General features: G+C 34.6%; 17 protein-coding genes. 7 read left to right on the top strand and 10 right to left on the bottom strand.

Annotated features, from left to right (window positions below; translation table 11 throughout):
* Positions 1–10: 10 nt before the first annotated feature.
* Both SCB73_RS16530 and SCB73_RS16525 read right to left on the bottom strand, forming a co-directional pair.
* A complete protein-coding gene (locus tag SCB73_RS16530; RefSeq protein WP_320567306.1) occupies positions 11–1,021 on the bottom strand; it encodes an efflux RND transporter periplasmic adaptor subunit in 1,011 nt (336 codons plus the stop codon).
* Positions 1,022–1,065: 44 nt separating this feature from the next.
* A complete protein-coding gene (locus SCB73_RS16525) occupies positions 1,066–2,319 on the bottom strand; it encodes a TolC family protein (protein WP_320567305.1) in 1,254 nt (417 codons plus the stop codon).
* 213 nt (positions 2,320–2,532) lie between these two features.
* Between SCB73_RS16525 and SCB73_RS16520 the strand changes: the two genes are divergently transcribed.
* Positions 2,533–3,321, top strand: a complete 789-nt coding sequence (locus SCB73_RS16520; RefSeq protein ID WP_320567304.1) for a polysaccharide deacetylase family protein — start codon at positions 2,533–2,535, stop codon at positions 3,319–3,321.
* A 94-nt stretch (positions 3,322–3,415) separates the two neighbouring features.
* Positions 3,416–3,904, top strand: a complete 489-nt coding sequence (locus SCB73_RS16515) for a hypothetical protein (protein ID WP_320567303.1) — start codon at positions 3,416–3,418, stop codon at positions 3,902–3,904.
* A gap of 109 nt (positions 3,905–4,013) precedes the next feature.
* Here SCB73_RS16515 and SCB73_RS16510 read toward each other — a convergent pair whose 3' ends face one another.
* Positions 4,014–5,627: an arylsulfatase gene (locus SCB73_RS16510; protein WP_320567302.1), complete on the bottom strand. Its 1,614-nt coding sequence runs from the start codon at positions 5,625–5,627 to the stop codon at positions 4,014–4,016.
* A 523-nt stretch (positions 5,628–6,150) separates the two neighbouring features.
* Between SCB73_RS16510 and SCB73_RS16505 the strand changes: the two genes are divergently transcribed.
* Entirely contained in the window at positions 6,151–6,951 is an 801-nt protein-coding gene (locus tag SCB73_RS16505; RefSeq protein WP_320567301.1) for a polysaccharide lyase, read from the top strand.
* 75 nt (positions 6,952–7,026) lie between these two features.
* Here SCB73_RS16505 and SCB73_RS16500 read toward each other — a convergent pair whose 3' ends face one another.
* Entirely contained in the window at positions 7,027–7,809 is a 783-nt protein-coding gene (locus SCB73_RS16500; RefSeq protein WP_320567300.1) for an SDR family oxidoreductase, read from the bottom strand.
* Between the two features lie 184 nt (positions 7,810–7,993).
* Here SCB73_RS16500 and ligD point away from each other — a divergent pair, with 184 nt between their 5' ends.
* Complete coding sequence (gene ligD / locus SCB73_RS16495; RefSeq protein ID WP_320567299.1) at positions 7,994–10,552, top strand: DNA ligase D; 2,559 nt, start codon at positions 7,994–7,996, stop codon at positions 10,550–10,552.
* Between the two features lie 2 nt (positions 10,553–10,554).
* Here ligD and ku read toward each other — a convergent pair whose 3' ends face one another.
* The gene (ku, locus tag SCB73_RS16490) at positions 10,555–11,334 is read right to left on the bottom strand and encodes a non-homologous end joining protein Ku (RefSeq protein ID WP_320567298.1); all 780 of its coding nucleotides are present in this window, start codon (positions 11,332–11,334) and stop codon (positions 10,555–10,557) included.
* Between the two features lie 344 nt (positions 11,335–11,678).
* On the opposite strand from ku, the gene SCB73_RS16485 reads away from it, so the two are divergent.
* Positions 11,679–13,820 carry a catalase gene (locus SCB73_RS16485; protein WP_320567297.1) on the top strand — a complete coding sequence of 714 codons (2,142 nt, stop codon included), beginning with the start codon at positions 11,679–11,681 and terminating at the stop codon, positions 13,818–13,820.
* A gap of 55 nt (positions 13,821–13,875) precedes the next feature.
* Here SCB73_RS16485 and SCB73_RS16480 read toward each other — a convergent pair whose 3' ends face one another.
* Both SCB73_RS16480 and SCB73_RS16475 read right to left on the bottom strand, forming a co-directional pair.
* Positions 13,876–14,799: an NAD-dependent epimerase/dehydratase family protein gene (locus SCB73_RS16480; protein WP_320567296.1), complete on the bottom strand. Its 924-nt coding sequence runs from the start codon at positions 14,797–14,799 to the stop codon at positions 13,876–13,878.
* 60 nt (positions 14,800–14,859) lie between these two features.
* On the bottom strand, positions 14,860–15,171 hold the full coding sequence (locus SCB73_RS16475; protein WP_320567295.1) for an EthD family reductase: 312 nt from the start codon (positions 15,169–15,171) through the stop codon (positions 14,860–14,862).
* A 140-nt stretch (positions 15,172–15,311) separates the two neighbouring features.
* Here SCB73_RS16475 and SCB73_RS16470 point away from each other — a divergent pair, with 140 nt between their 5' ends.
* Both SCB73_RS16470 and SCB73_RS16465 read left to right on the top strand, forming a co-directional pair.
* A complete protein-coding gene (locus SCB73_RS16470) occupies positions 15,312–16,298 on the top strand; it encodes a GlxA family transcriptional regulator (protein ID WP_320567294.1) in 987 nt (328 codons plus the stop codon).
* Between the two features lie 125 nt (positions 16,299–16,423).
* The gene (locus SCB73_RS16465; protein ID WP_320567293.1) at positions 16,424–17,242 is read left to right on the top strand and encodes a helix-turn-helix transcriptional regulator; all 819 of its coding nucleotides are present in this window, start codon (positions 16,424–16,426) and stop codon (positions 17,240–17,242) included.
* Between the two features lie 81 nt (positions 17,243–17,323).
* Here SCB73_RS16465 and SCB73_RS16460 read toward each other — a convergent pair whose 3' ends face one another.
* From SCB73_RS16460 to SCB73_RS16450, 3 genes are all read right to left on the bottom strand, one after another.
* On the bottom strand, positions 17,324–19,315 hold the full coding sequence (locus tag SCB73_RS16460; protein ID WP_320567292.1) for an alpha-L-arabinofuranosidase C-terminal domain-containing protein: 1,992 nt from the start codon (positions 19,313–19,315) through the stop codon (positions 17,324–17,326).
* 63 nt (positions 19,316–19,378) lie between these two features.
* Positions 19,379–20,821, bottom strand: a complete 1,443-nt coding sequence (locus SCB73_RS16455; protein WP_320567291.1) for a glycoside hydrolase family 28 protein — start codon at positions 20,819–20,821, stop codon at positions 19,379–19,381.
* 69 nt (positions 20,822–20,890) lie between these two features.
* On the bottom strand, positions 20,891–22,417 hold the full coding sequence (locus SCB73_RS16450; protein ID WP_320567290.1) for a glycoside hydrolase family 28 protein: 1,527 nt from the start codon (positions 22,415–22,417) through the stop codon (positions 20,891–20,893).
* Positions 22,418–22,434: the final 17 nt, after the last annotated feature.

Below are 22,434 nucleotides of genomic sequence, written 5' to 3'. Positions count from 1 at the left end.
TCTTTGTTTTTCAATACCCAAAACTGAGTCCTTTTAGTTGCATAACACCTTTAACCGCTATGGCATCACCGTTTGTTAAACCACTATAAACAACAATTCTGTCTCCAATTTGATTTCCTATCGTCACTTCTGTACGTTCAAATTCTTTGTTGCCTTTTTTAACAAAAACGTAATTTTTCGCTTGAACCGTTACTAATGAATTTTTATCGATACTTATATTATCTCCTTCACTTACGCCAAAAGAAACTGTCGCAAACATGCCCGCCTTAAATTTACCACTTGCATTGTTCAGGCTTATTCGCAATTTTACCATTCTGGTAGATTGATCAATCATATCGGCTATGTCATCAATTTTTCCCGAGAATTTTTCATTAGGAAAAGCTGTAAATTGCACCGTGCAGTTGTCTCCGCTTTTTATCCTACTTATCTGGTTCTCTGGAATATCGCAAATAATAAATGATGTTCCCGCTTTTGCTTTTTTGAGTGCTTCGGGTTCAAATCCTCCGGCTTTCAAGTTTGTTTCAAACTCAATCAAAGCTGCTTTTTCATTGGCCAAATTTGTCTGTTCTACAGATAATGCCGTCTGTGCTTCCAGCAAATCTTTTCCTGTAGCAGCACCGTGCGCGAGCAAGTCCTTGGCACGATCCACTTCAATTTGTTTTTGTTTTATGTTTTTATTCTGAATTTGATTAACATTAGCCAAATGCTGAATAAGCTGTGTATAACTGGCGGCCAAATCTGGGTTTTCAAACAAAATAATATTTTGCGATGCTCCTTCTTGTGATTTCATAACTGTTGCAGAAACTTTTGCAGGAGCCATAATTTGGTTATTAAGAACCGAATTTCCTATGGATTCTGTCTCGAAAAAAACGACAGTGCTATCACTAGGAAAAACAATAGTTTTACCGTTATTCGTAACTTGTGGCATATTGTTTACCGCCTGATCTTGTTTGTTTTCTTTTCCGCTGCAGGCACAAAGAAATATTACTATAATGCCGCTATATTTTATTAAATGTTTCATATATAATGGTATTTTTTTGTAATGAATCTCGATGATTCGATTCATTATTGTGCTATTTGATTAATTAGTCCTGAAGCGTATAATAGTGTGATATAACTTCGTCTATATTCTTGCATAGAGTCATAATATTGTTGCTGTATATCGAGCCAACTTCGTTGTGCTTCCAGAAAATCGATAATGGTAGTACCGCCTCTTAAATAGGAATATTTTACACTCTTTAAAATATTTTCTGATCTTGTCAGCAATCCACTAAAATTTTCAAGATTGCTTTTTTGAGTCTGGTAAGCATTAAATGCATTCGTTATTTCTGTCCGAATCAAGACCTGTGTAGCTTCTAGATTTTGTTCGGCTTGTTGTTTTAGGTAACCTGATTTCTTGATTTCTCCCTGATTTCTCGAAAAAAATGGAAGTTCAACTGTACCGTATAAACCCACATACGGAATTGTATTTTGCGGATTGTAAATTAGTCCGAGCTCCGGTTGCGGATAAGCTAAAGACTTTTGAAGATTGATATTAGTATTGGCCACATCTAAGATTGATTTAGAAGCCAAAACATCAGTTCGTTTATCTAAACCTTCTTGCAAAAAATCATCTAAATTAGCGGGAAGAACAAATGCAAAATCATCACTAGAATCGATATTTATCTCATCCTGAGTACCCATTAAATATTTAAGACTGAACATTTCATTTTTTAAATTTTGCTCTGCTTTTTTAATTTCCAATGCATACTGATTTGCCAATAGTGTAGTACGATTTAAATCTGTTTCTGTAATTACTTGATTTTTCAAACGTACTTTATTTATAATGACCAAACTATCCAAATTACCGCTTGCTTTTTTCACTATTTCTAATTGCTTTTGCGCGGCCCAAACATCAACCCATTTTAAACCCACATCCTGAAAAAGATTACGTTCTATTTCATTATAGTTTTTTTGTGTCAAAACCGAGTTTTGATTGGCAAAATCAATTTTATTCTTACGTGTTCCGGCAAGCTGGAAAACTTTGCCTAATTGTAAATTCGTTTGTGTATTGGCACTATTAAAAAAACCAGTATTAGGCGCATAATTTTTTTCAGTAGCAATACCAATGTAATTAAATCCTAAAATTAGATTCGGTCTTAATTTCGCCGTCATAATATCGCTTTGGGCAATATCTACATCATAGTATTGACCTTTGAGAACGGGGTTATTTTTCTTTGCTGTTTGGAGGGATTTTTGAAGATTGTAATTCGTTTGTGAAATTCCATTGACCGAAGACAAAGTCAACAAAACAAATAAAAGAAAGTACTGTTTTTGCATAGTTTTATTCTTTATTTATTACACAATAAATATACGAAAAACCTAATTACCAAACGATTAAATATAAAAAAAACGCCAATCTATTTTCCATCAGAAACCACTAAACTTTTGACTTTGTATTTTTTAATACCCTTAAAAATGCATTATTAAGAAGATTCTTTATATTTGATTGAGATTTATTAAAGCCATTTTTTTCATCAACACTGCAACTATATGAAGCTATTTTTTACCAAAATGCTATTGTTTTTAATGCTCTTAACTTTATTTTCTTGTGAAAATAAAAAAGAAAAACCGAAACCAAAGCCTTATAAAGCTGGTGTAATTATCTCTTTTGATGATGCTTATGTTGATGAATGGTACGAAGCAGATCAAGCTTTGAAAAAATACTCCTGGAAAGCGACTTTTAATGTCTGCAGAATTGATTCTATTGGCGAGCCACAAATTAAAAAACTGCTTGAAATGCAAAAATATGGCCATGAGATTGCCGGACATGGCTATCACCATTACAATGCTGTGAAATTTACGAAGCAAAATGGAATTCATAAATACATGGAACAAGAAATCGATCCTATGATTGTTTCAATGAAAAAAAAGTCGTTTAAAGTAACCTCATTTGCCTATCCATATGGTGAAAGATCGAAACAACTTGATCATACATTGTCTCCTGAATTTAAAATCATAAGAGGAAGAGCTTTTGGAGGTGAAATTCCAGAAAAACAGGATAGTTATTTCAATGGATCAAAGATTGTATTTGCCTTTGATATTGATAATAGCCACGTTCATTTCAGCATTCCCTATCTCTTGGAATTATTACATTATGCCAAGAAAAACAACAAAATCTTGTTGCTCTGCGGTCATAAACCTGTAAAAGAAGTCACTGAAAATTATCAGACCAAAATAGAAACGCTCGAATTTATCTGCAAATACATGAAACTAAACGACCTTAAATTCTACAAACTATCTGACCTAGATGATCTTGTGACACAGCATAAGCAACAATAAAAATCGGATATTTGAATTATATAAAAGCAAAAAAGCTTTCTACAACAATAAATGATTTAAAGAGATTAATTTGCAATACTTTAAAAATACAATTATGAAAAATTTTTTATTGCTTATACTGACTGTCTTCTTTTTCTCATGTCAGAAAAAAGAAAATGCTAAAACATTTGATTCTACTTCAGATTCTATTGTTGTGAAAGAAAACGAAATCAGCAAAAAGGAGAATGAAGAAAACAAGCAAATTGGCGACACTATCTTTATGAAATTAAAGGATGATAGAAATGTTTATGTCGCTAAGGGTATTTTAGATTCTGTACATTCAAGAGTATATGTAAAATTTAATTCTGAAGATATAGGCGAACTAAATGCCAAAATTATTCCTTCTACAGGCAAAGGAAATATACGTTTCAATCAAATTATTTTTCCCGACCAAACCTCAGATGGCCCTTTCGGAATGGATTTGAAAACGCCACTAAAACAGAAAGGAAATTACATTTTAATAATTGGACATTCGCAAATGGCTGACAATCCTTATTATGGTGATTTTGAGGTACAAGTCGAAAATAAAAAAGGAACAGAATAGCATTTTTTCGAGTTATCAATTAAGTTTGATATTCGTTATAATTATAAAAAAGCTTCAGATTGCTCTGAAGCTTTTTTGATTTTTAGTAGCTCAAAAATTGTTTGATAAATTATTTTGAATCCACGCTCAATGGAGGGAGACTAGTTTTCTTTTCATTCATCATTTTTTTCACCTGCTCAATAGTTCTATAACGTTCTATCTGCATTTCTCCAGTAAACGTTTCACTTTGCGGTGCTCTTGGAGGAGTTTTGGCATATGTTTTCATTAAATCTGCAATCGCTTGATTAAAGATTATTGCAGTCCATGTTTTCTCTGTCCAGCTATTCATAAACAAATCATAACGTTCCTGTGGATCTTGCCAAAGATTATAAATTGCAGGTATGGTAGCAACATAGGTTTCATCACCTCTCCATCCAAGCTGTTGTCCAGGTGCATCACTACCTGCGATGGCCCCATTGTCGCCACGTGTATTAAAAACTGCTTTAAATTTTCCGATACGTACAGCTCCAGGTGATAATTCAGCTTCAGTAAAATAAAACCATCTGTCACGAAGCGGTTTTCCTTTTTTAAACAAAACGTTAGACATGTCATAGCTATCAAATACCATATCTACGCCTGCTCTATCTTTTGTAGGAAGTTCTACACCTGCAAGACTAGCAAATGTAGCCATTAAGTCAAGTCCTCCAACAATATCATGGCTCTGGCTTCCAGCCTCAATTTGTCCCGGCCACCAAGCAATAGCTGGAACTCGGCTACCTCCTTCTCTATCTGTTCCTTTGCTTCCTCTAAATGGCGTATATCCAGAATCAGGATGCACATCTTGCCAAGCGCCATTATCAACTGTATAAATGACTATTGTATTATCAGCTATTCCTAAAGAACGAATCTTGTCCATGATACGTCCTACATTGTAATCCATTTCTACTACAGCATCTGAGTATTTGCTCTTTCCTGGAGATTTACCAACAAATTGTTTAGAAGGCAGATTCGGTTGGTGGTTTTTGGCAAAATTAATACACATAAAAAACGGATCTTTACTTTTACCATATTCATCAAGTTGCTTCAAGTTATTCTCCACCATCATCATATCAAGCTCGGCAATATTTTCTTCTGTTACTTTACTGACCTCACGAGCTTTTCCACCTGCTTCACCTTCCAAAACACCAGTAGTTACTTTTTTGAATAATGCCAGCATATCAGGAGACATTTCTGGATTCCATGACTCAAAAGCATAAGTATAGGCATTCAAATGATAAAGTACAACATTCTGCATTTTGTCAAAACCATGCGCAATTGGCATTGAATAATCAGCTTCGCCTAAATGCCATTTTCCTGAAAAATAAGTTTTATAATTTGCTTTTTTAAGTACTGAGGCCAAAGTCCATTCTTCTTTTGGCAATCCACCACCTTGCCCTTGAAAAGCGACAGTAGTCATACCACTACGATTTGGAATACGCCCAGTTAGCATTGCTGCCCTCCCAGGGGTACAACTAGGTTGTCCATAGAACGACCAGAACTGCATACCTTCTTTCGCCATCCTGTCAAGATTCGGTGTCGGCATTCCACGTCCTTCACCTCCGCCATAAACACCTAAATCTCCCCAACCTGTATCATCGGAGATAACCATTATAATATTGGGCTTCTTTTTAGTTTGCGCTTCTGCATGAAAAAATCCGAACAAAACCAAACTGCTTAAAACTATCATTAATGTATTCTTTTTCATAACATGTAATTTATATTAAGATTACTACTGTCATAAAATTAAAATCTTAGCTTTTAACTTCGTAATATCACTATCTATTTGATGTTTCATATTAGAAAATGAAACAAAATTATTTAATATGAAACAGTCTTTGGGCACTAATTATAAATAAATGAAAATGTTTAATAATGCCACTTAAAAAAAACTAAACAAATGATTGTAAGAGTTTTAAAACTTGTTTTCATCTTTTAAAGCTTCTAAGAATATCAAAATTGCAGTAAAATCTGCAAGCTGGATTTTTGTGTACGTAAAAACGTACTTAATTACTCCTCCTGTAAATTAGAATTAATCAATTTTGCTTAGTCTATCAAAAACCACTAACAATCAAGTATTTGATTTACACCAAACAACAAATTCAATTTTAAAAATATATCCTGAATGATGAGGTTTGAAAAAGTCTCATATTTCAGCATCAAAAGCAATAACCACAATTTATTATTTACTATCTATTAATTAATTATTTACTAACCTTAAAATTTTAAAAATGAAGAAGTTATTAAAATTATCCAGTTTGTTATTAGTTATGGCTGCAGTGTTTTATTCCTGCGGAAATGAACAAGATTTAAATGTCGCCCAAAATCTTGAAAAAGACGAGCAACCTGTTGTAAACAATGACGGCGCAAAAACGGCCAACAAAGCCGCCGCTGAAACTGCCGCAGTTGCTGCATTAGCAGGAAGTGCCGGAGCAAGAACAATTACATTGCAAACCAATACATTGTCGTGTCCTGGCGGTTTGTGTACCTCTTACGGCGTTTGGTCAGAAGGGCTTTATACGGTTTGGTTTACAATGAAATTCAACTCAGGATTTTATTGGAGCCGAGGCGGTAAATGCGGATACGGAATCTTGATTGGTGACCAAAACACGGGTGGAGATCCGGGTTGGGATGGAAATGGTGCTAGTGCCCGATTTATGTGGTATTGCCCAAATGGTTCAAATACTGCAAAAGGAAATGGCGCTTACCTTCAGCCTTATGTTTACTACAAAGATCAGCCGGGACAATATGGTAATGATTTCGGAAAAAAGTATTACATCCAAGAAGGCGTTACTTATAACTGTCAAATCTCTGTTAAGCTCAACACAGGATCAAATACTGACGGATACGTCAAATATTACGTGAATGGTACCGAAATATTAAATGAAAAAATTCGTTGGGTCACTAACGATGCGAAGCGAAATGTTAATGCTGTAAGTCTTCATACTTTCCGCGGCGGCAGCCAAGATTATTGGACAGCGCCAGTAACAAGTTCAATTTATTATCCAAGTGCTTCTTGGGATGCTAAATAATACGATTTAAAGCAATATCAGTTTTAAAAAGTAAAAGCCTATTTCTGAGGAAATAGGCTTTTTTATCATTTTCTTTTAAGCCTTCTGAATTAAAAATTCTTCCCACGTTTGCTTTCCTAATTTTTGATTTGGACATAAATTTATTCCCGTGGTAAATAATTTATGACGGATATCTTCTGATTCTAGCAATTTTATTTGTCTGTTTTTTCGATTAATTTTCAGATAAGAGGCAACCATTTCTTCAAAAGAAAAAACTTCAGGACCTCCACAATCTTCTAGCAAACCTTTTGGCTTTTCCAAAGCTAGTGATATGAGTAAATCAGCAACTTCATTTACGGCTATGGATTGAAATTTTAATCCAGATGGGATTTCAATAAATCCTTCATTACCTGAATTTTGCTCCTCTAACGTTTTTAATAAATTGAACACAAAATCATGAAACTGTGTTGTTCGCAAGATCGTAAAAGGAATGCCACTATTTATGATACTTTTTTCTACTTCCAACTTTGCCCCATAATATGGATAATCACTTTTATCAATTCCAACAATCGAAATGTATATAAAATGTTTAGTTGCATTTTTATCAATAGCTTCAAGCAGATTTTTGGTTCCCTTGATATCGGTCTGCTGAAAATTTCTCGGATTGCTGGCACAATGAATAATAACATCTGCTCCTTCCGTTGCTTCTTGTAAGCCTTTATTTTCAACCAAATCTCCTGTAAAAAACTGCACCCGATTTGATTCTGAAAGAATCGTTTGGGTCGTTAATACAGATGGATTGTATCCTTTTGATAAAAGTGAATCCACTATATATTTACCTAAATGCCCGTTTCCGCCAGTAATTAAAATTTTATTCATGAAGATCCATTCTTAATTTGAAATGCATCATAAAAATAGTTTTAATTCTGAAGAATCAGAACATGCTGAGAATTATATAATTTAAAGTTTTAAATCCTATAATTGAAAAAGACTGATTATCAATAACTTTGACAACAACATGTCTCTACTTTTTCAATAATAATTTTAACACTCATTAAAGCTTATGTCACTGTCTAAATACAATCAAAAAAGAGATTTCAAACAAACACGTGAGCCAAAAGGAAAAATTGGAAAATCGGCTAACGAACTAATTTTTGTGGTTCAAAAACATGCTGCTTCACATTTGCATTACGATTTCAGACTTGAAATAAATGGTGTTCTTAAAAGCTGGGCAGTTCCAAAAGGTCCTTCAATGGATCCTGAAATTAAGCGTCTTGCGATGATGGTTGAAGATCATCCGTACAGTTACAAAGATTTTGAAGGAACAATTCCTGAAGGAAATTATGGCGCTGGAAATGTAATTGTTTGGGACAACGGGACCTTTACTTCTGACGAAAAAGCTACTGATGAAAAACAAATGCTTGCTGATCTCAAAAAAGGACATATCAGTTTTGTGCTAAAAGGAAAAAAACTCAAAGGCGAGTTTTCATTGGTAAAACTTCACGGAAAACAAGAAAATGCTTGGCTTTTGATCAAAAAACAAGACAAATATGCCACTGATTCTGATATTTTAGAAAAAAACAAATCGGTTATTTCTAAAAGAACTTTGGAAGAATTAGAAGCCAAATCTGAAAAAATAATTGCTACTTCAGCAAAAAAAGAACACGAGAAAAAATCCGTAAAAAAAAAGCTTGAGCCAAAAATAACAAAAGCCGAGTTTATCAAACCAATGCTGGCCAATACGATAAAAAAACCTTTTGATGATGAAGAATGGGTTTTCGAAAACAAATACGACGGTTACCGAACTATAGCTGTCATCAATCCGAACAAAATTGAACTCTTTAGCCGAAACCAAATTTCTTTTAATGCAAATTTCAAACCTATTGTCGAAGAATTAAAAAAAGTAGATCATACAGTAGTTTTAGATGGTGAAATTGTAGTAGAAAATGATTCTGGACGTGCCGACTTTCAAATGCTTCAAAACTATTTAAAAACAGGTATTGGAAACTTAAAATATTATGTTTTTGATCTGTTGAATTTGGATGGAAATATACTAACGGAATTGTCTTTATTGGAAAGAAAAGAACTTCTCAAAATCTTATTTAACAAATATTCTTTTTCCAATATTTTTTATTCGGAACACACTTTTGGCGACGGAATCAAACAATTCAAAATCGCACAACAAAACAAAAGCGAAGGTATTATCGCCAAAAAGGCAACAAGTTCTTATGCTGTTGGAAACAGAAGCAATAATTGGCTTAAAATCAAACTTTCAAATGAAGAGGAGGCCATTATAATTGGTATTACAGAACCTAAAAACTCTAGAAAATATTTTGGTGCTATTCTTCTTGGGCAATACAAGGGAAAAGTATTGAAATACATTGGCAAATGTGGTACCGGCTTTACAGAATCGGTTTTAAAGGAACTTTATGACAAACTGCAACCGTTTTTTACTGAAAAATCGCCTCTTGATGAAAAAATCTCTCTAAGAGATAAAATTCAGTGGGTCAAGCCCAAAATGGTCTGTCAGGTAAAATATTCTGAATGGACTGAAGACAAACATTTGAGACATCCTGTTTATCTGGGTTTGAGAATTGACAAAAAAGCAGAAGAAGTACAATCAAATACAAATAACTCCAATTCAACTCAGAATAAAAATGAAATGAAAGATTCAAAAGAGCATAAAAAAGAAAATGATTATGATTTGAAAGTGGGCAAAAGAGTACTTCATTTAACCAATCAAAACAAGATATATTATCCTGCAGACGGAATCACAAAAGGTGAAATTATTGAATACTACAATGAAGTCGCACCGCTGATTTTGCCGTATTTGAAAAATCGTCCTGAATCACTCAACCGTTTCCCAAATGGAATCAATGCGCCAAGTTTTTATCAAAAAGATATTGATTTGGACAAAACGCCATCTTGGCTTAAAACGCAAAAAATATTCTCAGAATCCAATAATGAAAACATTGATTACCTTATTTGCAATGACAAAGAAACTTTGCTTTATATGGCAAATTTAGGTTGCATCGAAATGAATCCATGGAATTCAACTATAAAAAAAATCCACAATCCTGATTGGCTGGTAATAGATTTGGATCCGGCAACAAAAGATGATTTTGACATCGTAATTAAAACCGCCTTAACCGTAAAAGAAGTTATGGATGAATTGGAAACCGAATGCCTCTGCAAAACTTCAGGCGCTACGGGACTTCATATTTACATTCCGCTTGGCGCGCAATACGACTATGATTCAATCAAGATTTTAGGTGAACTTATTGCCAAAGAAACACAAAGTCGAATTCCTGATATTACAACAATTGAACGCAGCATCAAGAAGAGAAACAACAAACTTTATATCGATTACCTACAAAACCGACGCGGGCAAACCTTGGCAGCACCCTACTCTGTCCGTCCAAAACCTGGAGCTACCGTTTCGACGCCTTTAGAATGGAATGAAGTAAATGAAAAATTGCATCCATCGCAGTTTACAATCAAAAATGTTTTGAGTCGTTTTGAGAAAAAAGGAGATTTGTGGCAACCCGTGTTTTCAAAAGGCGCCAATATTAAAAAGATTATCCAAAAACTAGAAGAAAACCAGCATCACGAGCAAAAATGAGACTAAGAAGATTTTTTCTTCTTAGTCTCTAAGCTTGCTTTTAGCATTGACATCAAATCGTCGCTCTGTTTGTGTACTATTTTAAGTTTTGGACTGGCTTTTTGAACTTTTCCTTTCGCTTTCTTTTTAATAATATCCAAAAGTTTGGCGGTATATTCATCTTTAAAGCCAGTAATGTCAAATTTTTCTGTGAGCTGGTCAATCAGTTTTTCGGCCATGTCCATTTCTTTGGTTGCGCTTTTAGAAATTGGAGGTAATTTTAGTTCGTCTGTTGCTCTTATTTCCTGTTCAAACCGTATTCGGTTTAAAACAATGACATTTTTATACGGTTTTAAAATAGCTAAACTTTCCTTATTTCGCAAAACAAAACGCGTTACTCCAACTTTTCCAGAGACTTGAAGCGCATCTCGCAATAAGCCATATGCATTCATCGCACCTTTGTCTGGCTCTAAATAATAAGGCTGTTCATAATAAATGCTTTGGATTTCTTTTTCCAAAACAAAACTTTCAATATCAATTGTTTTTGTTTTAATGGCATCAGCGGCTTCAAAATCAGAATCTTCTAAAATCACGTATTTATCATCAAGCATATAGCCTTTTACAATATTCGAAAAATCGACCTCTTTACCCGTATTTTCATTTACACGCTTGAATTTAATATTAGCGTGGTCTTTTTTGTCAAGCATGTCCATATCAAGATTGCTTTCCTGAACTGCCGAAAACATTTTTATTGGAATATTTATCAATCCGAAACTTACTGAGCCTGTCCATATTGATCTCATAGATGTGCTTCTTTAAAGTTATCCCTGAAAATACAACAAATTGCCACTTTCAATTTTATAAGATCGTGTGGAGATTTTACAAAATAACAATCAAAAAACAGGTGTGTTTATTTCAATATAGAAATTGTAATGGCAATCCTATAAAATCTCAAACCAAAGTTGTAACCAGGTCAAAAATACAGTTAGTAGCTTTGAAACGAATGAATTACACATCATTCAAGTTTTAGTTATGAATAATTCTGATACAACTTTAAACGAAGGAGCATCACAACTGGAGAAAAACACTGAGAAAATTTCAGTTATGCAATAAAAAAATCTAGCTATAAAAATTAATAAATAAGTTTATGAAAAATTTACAAGACGAAAAACAACGTGATTTGTCTGCCAACAAATCAGATGGAACCAACAAATTTTTGACAACAGATCAAGGTGTCAAAATTAATGACGACAATAATTCGCTTAAAGCTGGTGAAAGAGGGCCATCTTTACTGGAAGATTTTATCTTAAGAGAAAAAATTACGCATTTTGATCATGAACGAATTCCAGAAAGAATTGTTCATGCAAGAGGATCTGGAGCGCATGGTTTTTTTGAAGTCACCAACCCAATTCCCGAGTTGACAAAAGCAGGCTTCTTGCAAGAAAAAGGGCTTAAAACGCCCGTCTTTGTGCGTTTTTCTACAGTTGCAGGATCGCGAGGTTCAACAGATCTCGCAAGAGATGCGAGAGGTTTTGCAACCAAATTTTATACTCAAGAAGGCGTTTATGATTTGGTTGCCAATAACATTCCAGTTTTTTTTATACAAGATGCTTCTAAATTCCCTGATCTTATTCATGCGGTAAAACCAGAACCACACAATGAAATGCCTCAAGCAGCCTCTGCTCACGATACTTTTTGGGATTTTATTTCATTAATGCCAGAATCAATGCACATGATTATGTGGGTGATGTCTGATCGTGCTATTCCTAGAAGCCTAAGAATGATGGAAGGTTTTGGTGTTCATACTTTCAGATTAGTAAATAGTGAAAACCAATCTGTTTTTGTGAAATTTCATTGGAAACCCAAATTAGGAACGCATGGAGTAGCTTGGGACGAAGCCCAAAAAATTTCAGGGAAAAATTCAGATTTTCACAGAGAAGACTTATGGGAAGCTATCGAAACGGGAAATTTTCCGGAATGGGAATTGGGCATCCAAATTATTCCATCAGAAGACGAAAATAAATATGAATTTGATTTGCTCGATCCTACCAAACTTATTCCCGAAGAATTAGTACCTGTTACGATTATTGGACGAATGGTTCTCAATAAAAATCCAGACAATTTCTTTGCAGAGACAGAACAAATTGCTTTCCATCCCGGCCATATAGTACCAGGAATTGATTTTACAAATGACCCATTATTACAAGGAAGATTGTTCTCTTATACTGACACTCAACTATCCCGATTGGGAAGCCCAAATTTTCATGAAATCCCAATTAACAGAAGTGTTGCGCCTGTACATAATAATCAGCGCGATGGGCACATGCGCCAAGAAATCAACCAAGGGCGTGTAAGTTATCATCCTAATTCTCTTGGTGGCGGATGTCCTTATCAAGCTAAAATTGCTGAAGGCGGGTTTTCAAGTTTTAATGAACGAATTGATTCACACAAAGTACGAGAAAGAAGCGAAAGCTTTAACGATCATTTTAGTCAGGCAAGATTATTTTTCAACAGTCAAACGCCCGAAGAAAAAAGCCATATTGTAAAAGCGCTTCGTTTTGAACTCGGAAAAGTACAAACTATTGAAATACGAGTAAGAATGCTTGGATTATTGTCGCAAGTTGATCAAAAATTAGCCGAAAAAGTCGCTGATGGACTTGGAGCGACTGTTCCTCCTAATCTTGAAACGCCAATAAACAAAGGTATTTCGCCTGAAAATGAAGGTGGCAATCAAGAACCCCAAAATCGAGAATCATCAGTAAAAATATCAGATGCTTTGAGTATGATTAATAATCCAACGAATTCACCAACTATTGCCACACGAAAAGTCGCCATTCTTTGTTCTGACGGTGTTTCTGCGGCTTCTGTAACGAATTTAAAAACTGCACTAGAAAAAGAAGGTGCTCAAGGCTATCTAATTGCGCCTCATTTAGGATTTGTCAGAACAGATTCTCATGCTGATCTTTCTCCTGATTTTAGTTTTCTTACTGCATCATCAGTATTATTCGATGCCGTTTATGTTCCGCATAGTATTGATTTGGCAACCTTAGAAAAAAGCGATGATATAAAGGAATTTTTAAGTGATGCCTACAAACATTGCAAAGTTATTGGTGCTGATGGCAAAGCTTCTAAAATAATTACCAGCGCATCATTTGTTTCTGAAATGACAGACTATGATCCGGGAATTGTAATTACAGATGATATTGCCTCTCCTGAGTTTGCTCAGGATTTTATTACCGCCATGACCATGCATCGTTTTTGGCAACGTGAAAAAAACTTATACAATTAAATCAAAAAAACTCTCGACTGAATCGAGAGTTTTTTTTAAGCATTTCTTTTAACATTCAATTTTCATTTTTAATTGTTTCAATTCCTTGTTTATACGAAGTCACTTTGAAATCTGGAAAACGTGTCCTAAATTTTGCATCATCAAATAAATTATGGTGTTCATATCTTGGCAACAATTCCAGCAATTCTTTGAATCTTTTATTAAAAAGTGAGCCTATTTTAAAGACAAATTTCGGGATAACAGCATAGTTTAATTCTTTGCCATAAATCTCAGAAGCCAAAGCGACGAACTCTTTATAAGTTGGATGGCTTTGATCGACCGGCAAATGCCAAGTTTGGCCGAAAGCGTCGGGTGTATTTCCAATTAATGCTGTTGCCCTACTTGCATCTGGCGTCCAAATAAGACTTCTCTTTTTTGATTCGCTCAAAAGGACTTTTAGTTTTTTGCCTTCTTTTATAGCATTAAAAATTAAGGTATTCGTGATGCTTTGTGTTTTCTTTGGTCCATAAAATTCAGGAGCACGACAAATAACTGCTTTCAATTCGCCTGATTTTATTTCGCTTAAAACCATTTCTGCCATTTCTGCCCGTACCTTTCCTTTTCTACCAATTGGAGCAAAAGGAGTCATTTCGGTAAGAATGTTATCATCTTGCGGATACATATAGGTATTGTCAAAAAATACAAGTTTCGTACCTGTACTTTTGCAAGCATCAATTACGTTTCTTAAAATAAGCCTGAATTGCTTTTCCCATAAATCAGAATCCATAGGAAGCCCCAAAGTAAAATAAGCAATTTCACTGCCGTTTACTGCTTCAAGAGCCTTTTCTTTATTGGTTAAATCGGCTGAAAAAACCGTATCGGTTTCATTGACTTTTTGCGCTCTACGGCTGACAATTCGAATATCCGAAGTAAAATTTCTTTTTAATTCTCTTGCGAGTTCTTCTCCAATTTGTCCATTGGCGCCTAGTATTGTTTGCATTGTTAATTCTGTTTCTTTCCACTAAATTACAGAAAATTGCAATACAATAATTCTCCTTATTTAGGTGTTTTTTGTATCGTACACGTAAATCTGCACTTCCTCATCGCTAGCAAAAATCCTTCTGTCAACTGCACATTCTTGTCCAATTTCTGATTTAAAAGCACTCATCATTGATTCCATTGACTCAAAATATAAATTAGCAACGCGATAGACATCAGAATGTCCTGTCAGCGATAGAATCGGCCCTTCGTTGATTTCATATTTTAGCAACCCTGGAAGCTTTTTTGCCAAAGGAATATGAACCTCAAAATAGTGCTTTTCAAAGAAATTCGTGTCTTTTGGTGTTTTGTAAATTACAGTCATTTTTGCCATGATCAAAATTTGTTTAAATAGTTAGACTTTTTGGTATGATAAACTTAATCTCAAAGATCATTTTTTGTAAAGTGCTAATTAGACATTCTTAAGGGGATATTTGGACAGAAACTTTTTATACCTTTATAAGAAAAACAAAGATGAAACTGCTTACTATTTTAGTTCCTGAAGGAGAAAATAATCTTTCCAGTATTACGGGCGCGTATGAAATCTTCAATAAAGCGAACGCTTTTTACAAAACAAACGGCAAAAAAGAATTATTCAAGATTCAGCTTGCCGGTCTTTCTGAAAAAGTAGAATTTAATGGCGGACTTTTCACTGTTACGCCACATACTCATATTTCTGCTGTCGCAAAAACTGATCTTATTATTATTCCGTCACTAAACCACAATTATGATCTGGCGTTGCAACACAATGAACTATTGGTGAAATGGCTTGAAAAACAATACCATAATGGAGCAGAAATCGCTACTATTTGCACGGGCGCATTTATGTTGGCGGCTTCTGGACTTTTGGATGGAAAAAGCTGTTCGACGCATTGGTCGGTTACTGAAAATTTCAATCTCTTGTTCCCAAAAGTAAATCTTCGCACCGATGAATTAATTACAGACGAAAATGGAATTTACACTAATGGAGGCGCGTATTCCTTTCTGAATCTGATGATTTACCTTATTGAAAAATATTACGATAGAAAAACGGCAGTTTATTGCGCAAAAGTTTTTCAGATTGAAATGAACCGAAACACACAATCTCAATTTGCAATTTTTTCGGGCCAAAAAAAGCATGACGACCAAATTGTTCAACAAGCACAATTGTATATTGAGGAAAATTTAGGAGAAAAAATATCAATCAGCGAATTGTCTTCAAGGTTTAATGTGGGAAGAAGAAATTTCGACAGAAGATTTGTAAAAGCAACCGGAAATACGCCAATTGAATATTCACAAAGAGTCAAAATTGAAGCTGCGAAAAAAACCTTTGAAACCAACAGAAAAACAGTCAACGAAGTAATGTATGAGGTTGGCTACTCCGATATAAAAACATTTCGAGATGTGTTCAAAAAAGTGACCGGAATATCGCCATTAGAATACAAAAAGAAATATTATAAAGATGTTCTTTTGATGGCCTAAAGATTTAAAAATGTTATAATTATCTTATTTTTTTCAACTAAAATTCGCTAGTATTTTATTTATTTATAATTTCGAAATTGCTTAAAATCAGGAATTTTAAATACAAGTTATTTCAAAATACTCTTATGCAAATTCTGCCCTCAGCCAGTTTAGCGCCATACATAAAAAATTACACTGTTGTTACGATCGAAAAAAATCTTGACAACGAAGTATTTTATCCCAGCGGTTATGTCGATTTTATTGTCAATATCTCTGAAGGATTTGCCGCTACGATTATCAACGGAAAGCAAAAAGATACGCCTGCAATAGAATTATTAGGGCATCTTACACTTCCTACTCGACTTTCTGTAGCCAAAGGAACTTCTGTACTTATTGCGCGAATTTATCCTCATGCCAGCGCCCTGTTCTTCTGCGATCCGTTGTCAGAATTTACAAATTATGCAACTGATATGTATGATGTTTCTTTAGGAGAAAACCGAGAATTATACGGCCGAATCATGGAAGCACCTGAACTTTCAGCCAAAATCAAAATTCTAGAAAATCATTTTCTGAATCAATTGAAAAAAAATGAAAAGCGATTAAAAAAAGTTTCAACATTGCAGGCGCTTAGTCAACAACTTTCTCTTGATTCGCAATTGTCGGTTTTGCCTTCTTTGGCACAGCATTCTGGCTTATCAGAAAGATATATCCAAAAACTATATTTGTCCAATATTGGCATTAGTCCTGTTGCCTACGCTTCGGTACTTCGATTTAATAAAAGCCTACAATTAGTGCTCAATACGTCACAATCACTGACAGAAATAGCATACGACTGCGGATATTATGACCAAGCTCATTTTATCAAAGAATTCAGAAAATTTACGGGAATAACGCCTTCTGTATCAAGAAATTCGATATTAAAAAATGATACTGATTTGCAACAAGCTGTCAATATTGGTTTTTAAATGTCATTTGGCCGAAAAGTCAAAACTCCAAATTTTGTTCCCATAATAACAGTACAGAAACAAATTTGCAAAATCAAAAATCTATTTTTCGATTAGTTTTAATTTCAGGACTGTCAAAGAATACGCTGATAAAGTTATTTCTACTTTTTGATTTTTTAATTTATATTCTCCTTCAATCGGATATATCTTTTTTGGATTAGCAAACGTATTTTCATCCTGCAAATTTGGACTAGAAAGTGTAATAATTTTTCCTGCTGAAGCCAATTTTTCTCCTTTCAAATCTACGCTAAGCTCTTGTTTTGCCGAAGATGTATTGACCAATTTTAAGATAATTTCTTTTGTATTGCTGTCCTTAACTGCAGATGCGTACAAATTATTTTCTCCTGTTACTGGTTTTCCGTCTTTAGTGATATTTAGCAAATCGGTTCCTTTATTGGTCGAGAATATTTTTTGCACGTAATAATTTGCAGAACCGTATGATTCTAAATTATTGAACCAAATCATATCTGGCGTCCATTGCCAAGCATCTTCGTGTGCCATTAATGGCGCATACGAGGTCAAATTCACTACTTCGGCATTTCGTTCTAATCCTGTAATAAAAGCCGCTTCAGAAAATGCGCATTCCCAATTATTTCTGTTATTTGGATTGGCTCCCGAAACACTTTGAGCAGCATATTCTCCAGCAAATATTTTTGGCCCTTTACGGTCATATTTGTCGTATCGCGTGGCATTTTCCCTAAACCATTTTGGGCTTTCATAATAGTGTTCATCAATCAATTCGGCATTCAATTTTTTAAGTTCGTTCATTCCAAAATCAAAAAACTCGCCGCTTGGCGAAGGTCCGCTTCCTGAAACGATAGTAATGTTTGGATATTTATCTTTAATCGCTTTTTCAAAAACTTTATATCTTTCAATATAAGCTGGTCCCCATTGCTCATTTCCTACTCCAATATATTTTAAATTAAATGGTTTTGGATGCCCCATTTCTACACGGAGTTTTCCCCAAGAAGTAGTTGCTGAACCATTGGCAAATTCAATCAAGTCCAACGCATCCTGCACATAAGGATCTAATTCTTCCATTTGTGCTAATTCACCTGTATTGTATTGGCAAGCCATTCCGCAACTTAAAATAGGCAATGGAGTCGCACCAATATCTTCAGAAAGCTGGAAATATTCGAAAAATCCCAAACCAAAACTTTGAAAATAATCGGGTGTTTGTTTATGGCCAAACTCAACATTCCAGCGGTTCATCCTAGTGCTTCTCTCCTCAATATTCCCAATTGAATTTTTCCATTGATAACGATCTGCCAAAGTTCTTCCTTCAACAATACAGCCACCCGGGAAACGCAGGAAACCAGGTTTTATGTCGTACAAAAGTTGAACAAGATCTTTGCGAAGTCCATTTTTTCTGTTCATCCAAGTATCTTCTGGAAAAACGGATATCATGTCCAAATCAATAGTTCCTGAACCTTCAAATGTTATTCTGAATTTTGCTTTTGCCTCTGTTTGAGTTGCTGTCAATTGAGCCGTATAATTTTTCCATTCATCAGAAATTGGAATTATGCTGGTTTCGCCAATAACTTTTTGATCTTTATCAATAAACTGAAAAATTATTTTTTTTATTGCTCCTGAATGATTGGCAGCTTTTAATGAAAGATTGTATTTTGCATTTTTCTTCACGCCCATTCCTCTAAATCCTTCATTAATGATTTCATAGCCTTTAGGGTCGTTTACCAGAATTCGGCAAAAGTTTGTATTGTTTTTATTTTCCAATGCTTTTATAGGCGTTGCAACACCCGAATTCAAATTCATTGAAGACCGTTTTGTGTTAGGTTGCTCCCATCCCATTAAAGGTTTATCAAATTCGAATGATCTGTTTTTAATCATTTCGGCGTACAAACCTCCATCAGCAGCAAAATTGATATCTTCAAAAAACAAACCGAACATTGTAGGCTGTATTTTAGCCGTTGTTTTTTTCAAATCAACTTCTAAACTCGTTTTTTGAGCCTGCCCGTAAATGCAGTTCAATAATAAACCGCCTACCATTATTCTTGTAATTATGTTTGTTTTCATTTGATTTTGATGCTGCTTGTTTCTGACTGTAAACTTAAGAATTGGTCTGGACTTCTAAATCTATTATTGCTTTTTCACTGCTTCATATTTCTCTGGAAATGCAGATTGTCCGTCTAAATTGTTCACTTTTAAGACATCAACATTTTTGCTTTCAATGGCATACTTAAAATAATCTGGCTTGTTTTCTCCCCAAGTTACCGAACAATTTTGAACTTTTATATTTTCTGCAGTATCAAAGTAAAATCCTGACGTGCTTCCTTTTACAAAACCTTCTACTTTTGATGGACGACGATCATAAATCCCGCCTGGAAAATTTGAAATTTTGTTGATTGAAACATTGACACCTTCAAAAACTATATTTTTGATTTTATCTTTGCTTTCACCGCTAACAAAAACACCATTTTCGCCCGTACATTGAATGTTGGTAAAATAAATATTACTGATTGTTCCCACTTTTCCCTCTGTTGCTCCTTTTGGAAAACGCCAATTTGCATCTTTATGATTGCCGCTGGCACGGCTAAAGGCGGTTACATAAATTGGCTCGGCTTTTCCCCACCAAGTATCTGTAGTCAAACGACCTTCGATAATAATATTGGAAAAAATAACGTCGCTTACCGTTCCTTCATCCCTATTTTGAATCCCGACGCCACGATTACTGTTTTTGATAATGCAATTATTGAAAACCACTTGTCTGATGGCATCCATGTTTTCTGAACCAATTTTGATGGCGCAACTGCTGCTTGTCATGGTGCAATTTGTTACAGTAATATTTTCGCAAGATCCAAATTCTTCAAATTCTCTTCTGTTTTTCAAACAAATGCAATCATCGCCACTTTCAATATAACAATCGCTGATACGAACATTTTTCGAATGATCGATATCAATTCCATCACTATTGCGGACTTTTAGACTATTTAGCAAAGTAATTCCGCTGATTACAACATCATTACAACCAATTAAGTGAACAGTCCAATAAGCTGAATTTCCGATATGAACGTCTTTAATCCTGATATTTTTTCCTCCAATTAAAGTCAAAACATGTGGACGTGGATCTAAGACATTAAAAGGTTTTAAAACATACGAATCTGGCAATTCTTCTCCCATAAAGGAAATTCCATTTCCATCAATTTTTCCGCTTCCGCTAATGGTAAAATTCTCAATATTTTTTCCACCAATCCAAATTGTACCTTCGCCCTTGTTTTCACGGAAAGCGCTTTCTGTATATAATTTTTCATCTGGACTCGCTAAAATTTTTGCACCTGCTTCAATATGCAAATCTACATTTGATTTTACATTGAAAGGTCCCGTCAAAAAAGTAAATGGAGCCGGAATCAATACTTGTCCACCTGCCAAACTACAAGCATCTATTGCCTTTTGAATTGCAACGGCATCATTGGTTTTTCCATCACCTTTAGCTCCGTATTTTTTGACATCGTAAACTTTTTGCGCTACTGCTATCATTGAAATACAAAAGAAAATTACGGTTATTATAGATTTCTTTATCATTTGTTTTTATTTTTTATAGATGCTAAGTTGCTAAGACACTAAGACTCTAAGCTTCTTTTCAATTACATACTAATGAGCAGGCAACACAAATGTATTTTGTTTTGGCTCAATTTTTCTTTTTATCGCTTCAGAATCGAGATTACTTGAAAGAACATCTTTAAAAATAATCTGATTTGTTTTGTCGGACGGAACGTCAATTTTTTCCATTTTTAGTTTTTCTACATCGTCAAAAACAAAAGCGGGACGAAAATCTTCTTTTTCCAATGTAAGTTTGATGTTTTTCATTTCAATTCCGTTGACGTGACGAACATAAAACCCAAACGAAGGCAATTCTCCGAACATGGTAAACTCAGGATAACCTTTCTCGTTTTCAAGTACATCCTTTAATCGGCTTAAAGGCAAATAAGCCATTCCTTTTGAGGCTCTTCCAGGATAACTGATTTCAATGTTTTCTAAAGTTACGTTTTCGATAGAATACCCCGGAATACCGGCAATCGTAGCCGGAAAAGGGTTGTGAAAATAATCTACCTCAGGTCCTCTTAAATCATAATCAATATCGGGACGGCCAAACGGAATTTGCGCTTTTACATTTTTTATCGATACATTTTTGATATAACCCGGTTTATCGCCATTTCGATGCCCCAAACGAATTAAAATCGCATTTCCTGTATTGACAGCCGTAATGTTTGAAACTTTTATATTTTCGATTTCGGCGCCATCTACAGATTCAATTGCAATTGCAGATCTGAACGTATCGTAAACCTGAATATTTTCGATGGTTACATTTTTAAAACTTCCGTAAGAACCAGTTCCAAATTTTACGGCGCTTGCACTGGATCTTATGGTACAGTTTGCGATATAAATATTATTGTTTTGCAATCCCGGAGAATCTGATTTTAAACAAATTCCGTCATCTGCCGCGTTGACATCACAATTTGTAACCATTACATTTTCGCAACCGTTTATATCAATTCCGTCATTATTCCAGTACGCTCTGCTTTCTACTTTTATATGATCGACAACTATATTTTTCGATTGTTCAAGACAAGTCACCCAGCCTGAACTATTTTTTACCGTAACATTTGTTATTTTGACTGAATCGCATTTCAGGAATGAAACTAATTTTCCTCTGCCATCTCCAGGACGTAATCTTCTATAATTATATTCAGGATCAATTCGTACGCCAGTATGATGCAAGCTATCAATAGCCAATGCCAATTCCCTGCCTTGTCCGTCAATAATTCCTTTTCCAGAAATCGAAATATTTTTTGAATCTGTCGCAACAATCAAAGCTCTTCTTCCATCATATTTCGGGTAATCATTCACATTGGTACTTCCCAACAAAACAGCATCTTCATCCAAAAACAATTCTACTCCGCTTTTCAAAACAATACTTCCGGAGAGAAATTTCCCTTTTGATAAAACAACCTTGCCACCTTTATTTTTATTGGCATCATCTATCGCCTTTTGAATTGCTTGAGTGTTTAATGTTTTTCCATTTCCGACAGCTCCGTATTTGGTAACATCAAATACTTTTTGAGCTTCAACGGTCAATGAAAAGCAAAAAACAAATATTATAATTATGTATTTTTTCATTATTTTTAAGGTACTAA

This window comes from Flavobacterium sp. KACC 22761 (genome assembly GCF_034058155.1).
Taxonomy (GTDB): Bacteria; Bacteroidota; Bacteroidia; order Flavobacteriales; family Flavobacteriaceae; genus Flavobacterium.
This window is presented reverse-complemented; position numbering and strand designations above follow the sequence as displayed.

Coding starts and splice junctions, on each gene's coding strand:
- SCB73_RS16530 (WP_320567306.1), bottom strand. CDS start 1,021: ATGAAACATTTAATAAAATATAGCGGCATTATAGTAATATTTCTTTGT.
- SCB73_RS16525 (WP_320567305.1), bottom strand. CDS start 2,319: ATGCAAAAACAGTACTTTCTTTTATTTGTTTTGTTGACTTTGTCTTCG.
- SCB73_RS16520 (WP_320567304.1), top strand. CDS start 2,533: ATGAAGCTATTTTTTACCAAAATGCTATTGTTTTTAATGCTCTTAACT.
- SCB73_RS16515 (WP_320567303.1), top strand. CDS start 3,416: ATGAAAAATTTTTTATTGCTTATACTGACTGTCTTCTTTTTCTCATGT.
- SCB73_RS16510 (WP_320567302.1), bottom strand. CDS start 5,627: ATGAAAAAGAATACATTAATGATAGTTTTAAGCAGTTTGGTTTTGTTC.
- SCB73_RS16505 (WP_320567301.1), top strand. CDS start 6,151: ATGAAGAAGTTATTAAAATTATCCAGTTTGTTATTAGTTATGGCTGCA.
- SCB73_RS16500 (WP_320567300.1), bottom strand. CDS start 7,809: ATGAATAAAATTTTAATTACTGGCGGAAACGGGCATTTAGGTAAATAT.
- ligD (WP_320567299.1), top strand. CDS start 7,994: ATGTCACTGTCTAAATACAATCAAAAAAGAGATTTCAAACAAACACGT.
- ku (WP_320567298.1), bottom strand. CDS start 11,334: ATGAGATCAATATGGACAGGCTCAGTAAGTTTCGGATTGATAAATATT.
- SCB73_RS16485 (WP_320567297.1), top strand. CDS start 11,679: ATGAAAAATTTACAAGACGAAAAACAACGTGATTTGTCTGCCAACAAA.
- SCB73_RS16480 (WP_320567296.1), bottom strand. CDS start 14,799: ATGCAAACAATACTAGGCGCCAATGGACAAATTGGAGAAGAACTCGCA.
- SCB73_RS16475 (WP_320567295.1), bottom strand. CDS start 15,171: ATGGCAAAAATGACTGTAATTTACAAAACACCAAAAGACACGAATTTC.
- SCB73_RS16470 (WP_320567294.1), top strand. CDS start 15,312: ATGAAACTGCTTACTATTTTAGTTCCTGAAGGAGAAAATAATCTTTCC.
- SCB73_RS16465 (WP_320567293.1), top strand. CDS start 16,424: ATGCAAATTCTGCCCTCAGCCAGTTTAGCGCCATACATAAAAAATTAC.
- SCB73_RS16460 (WP_320567292.1), bottom strand. CDS start 19,315: ATGAAAACAAACATAATTACAAGAATAATGGTAGGCGGTTTATTATTG.
- SCB73_RS16455 (WP_320567291.1), bottom strand. CDS start 20,821: ATGATAAAGAAATCTATAATAACCGTAATTTTCTTTTGTATTTCAATG.
- SCB73_RS16450 (WP_320567290.1), bottom strand. CDS start 22,417: ATGAAAAAATACATAATTATAATATTTGTTTTTTGCTTTTCATTGACC.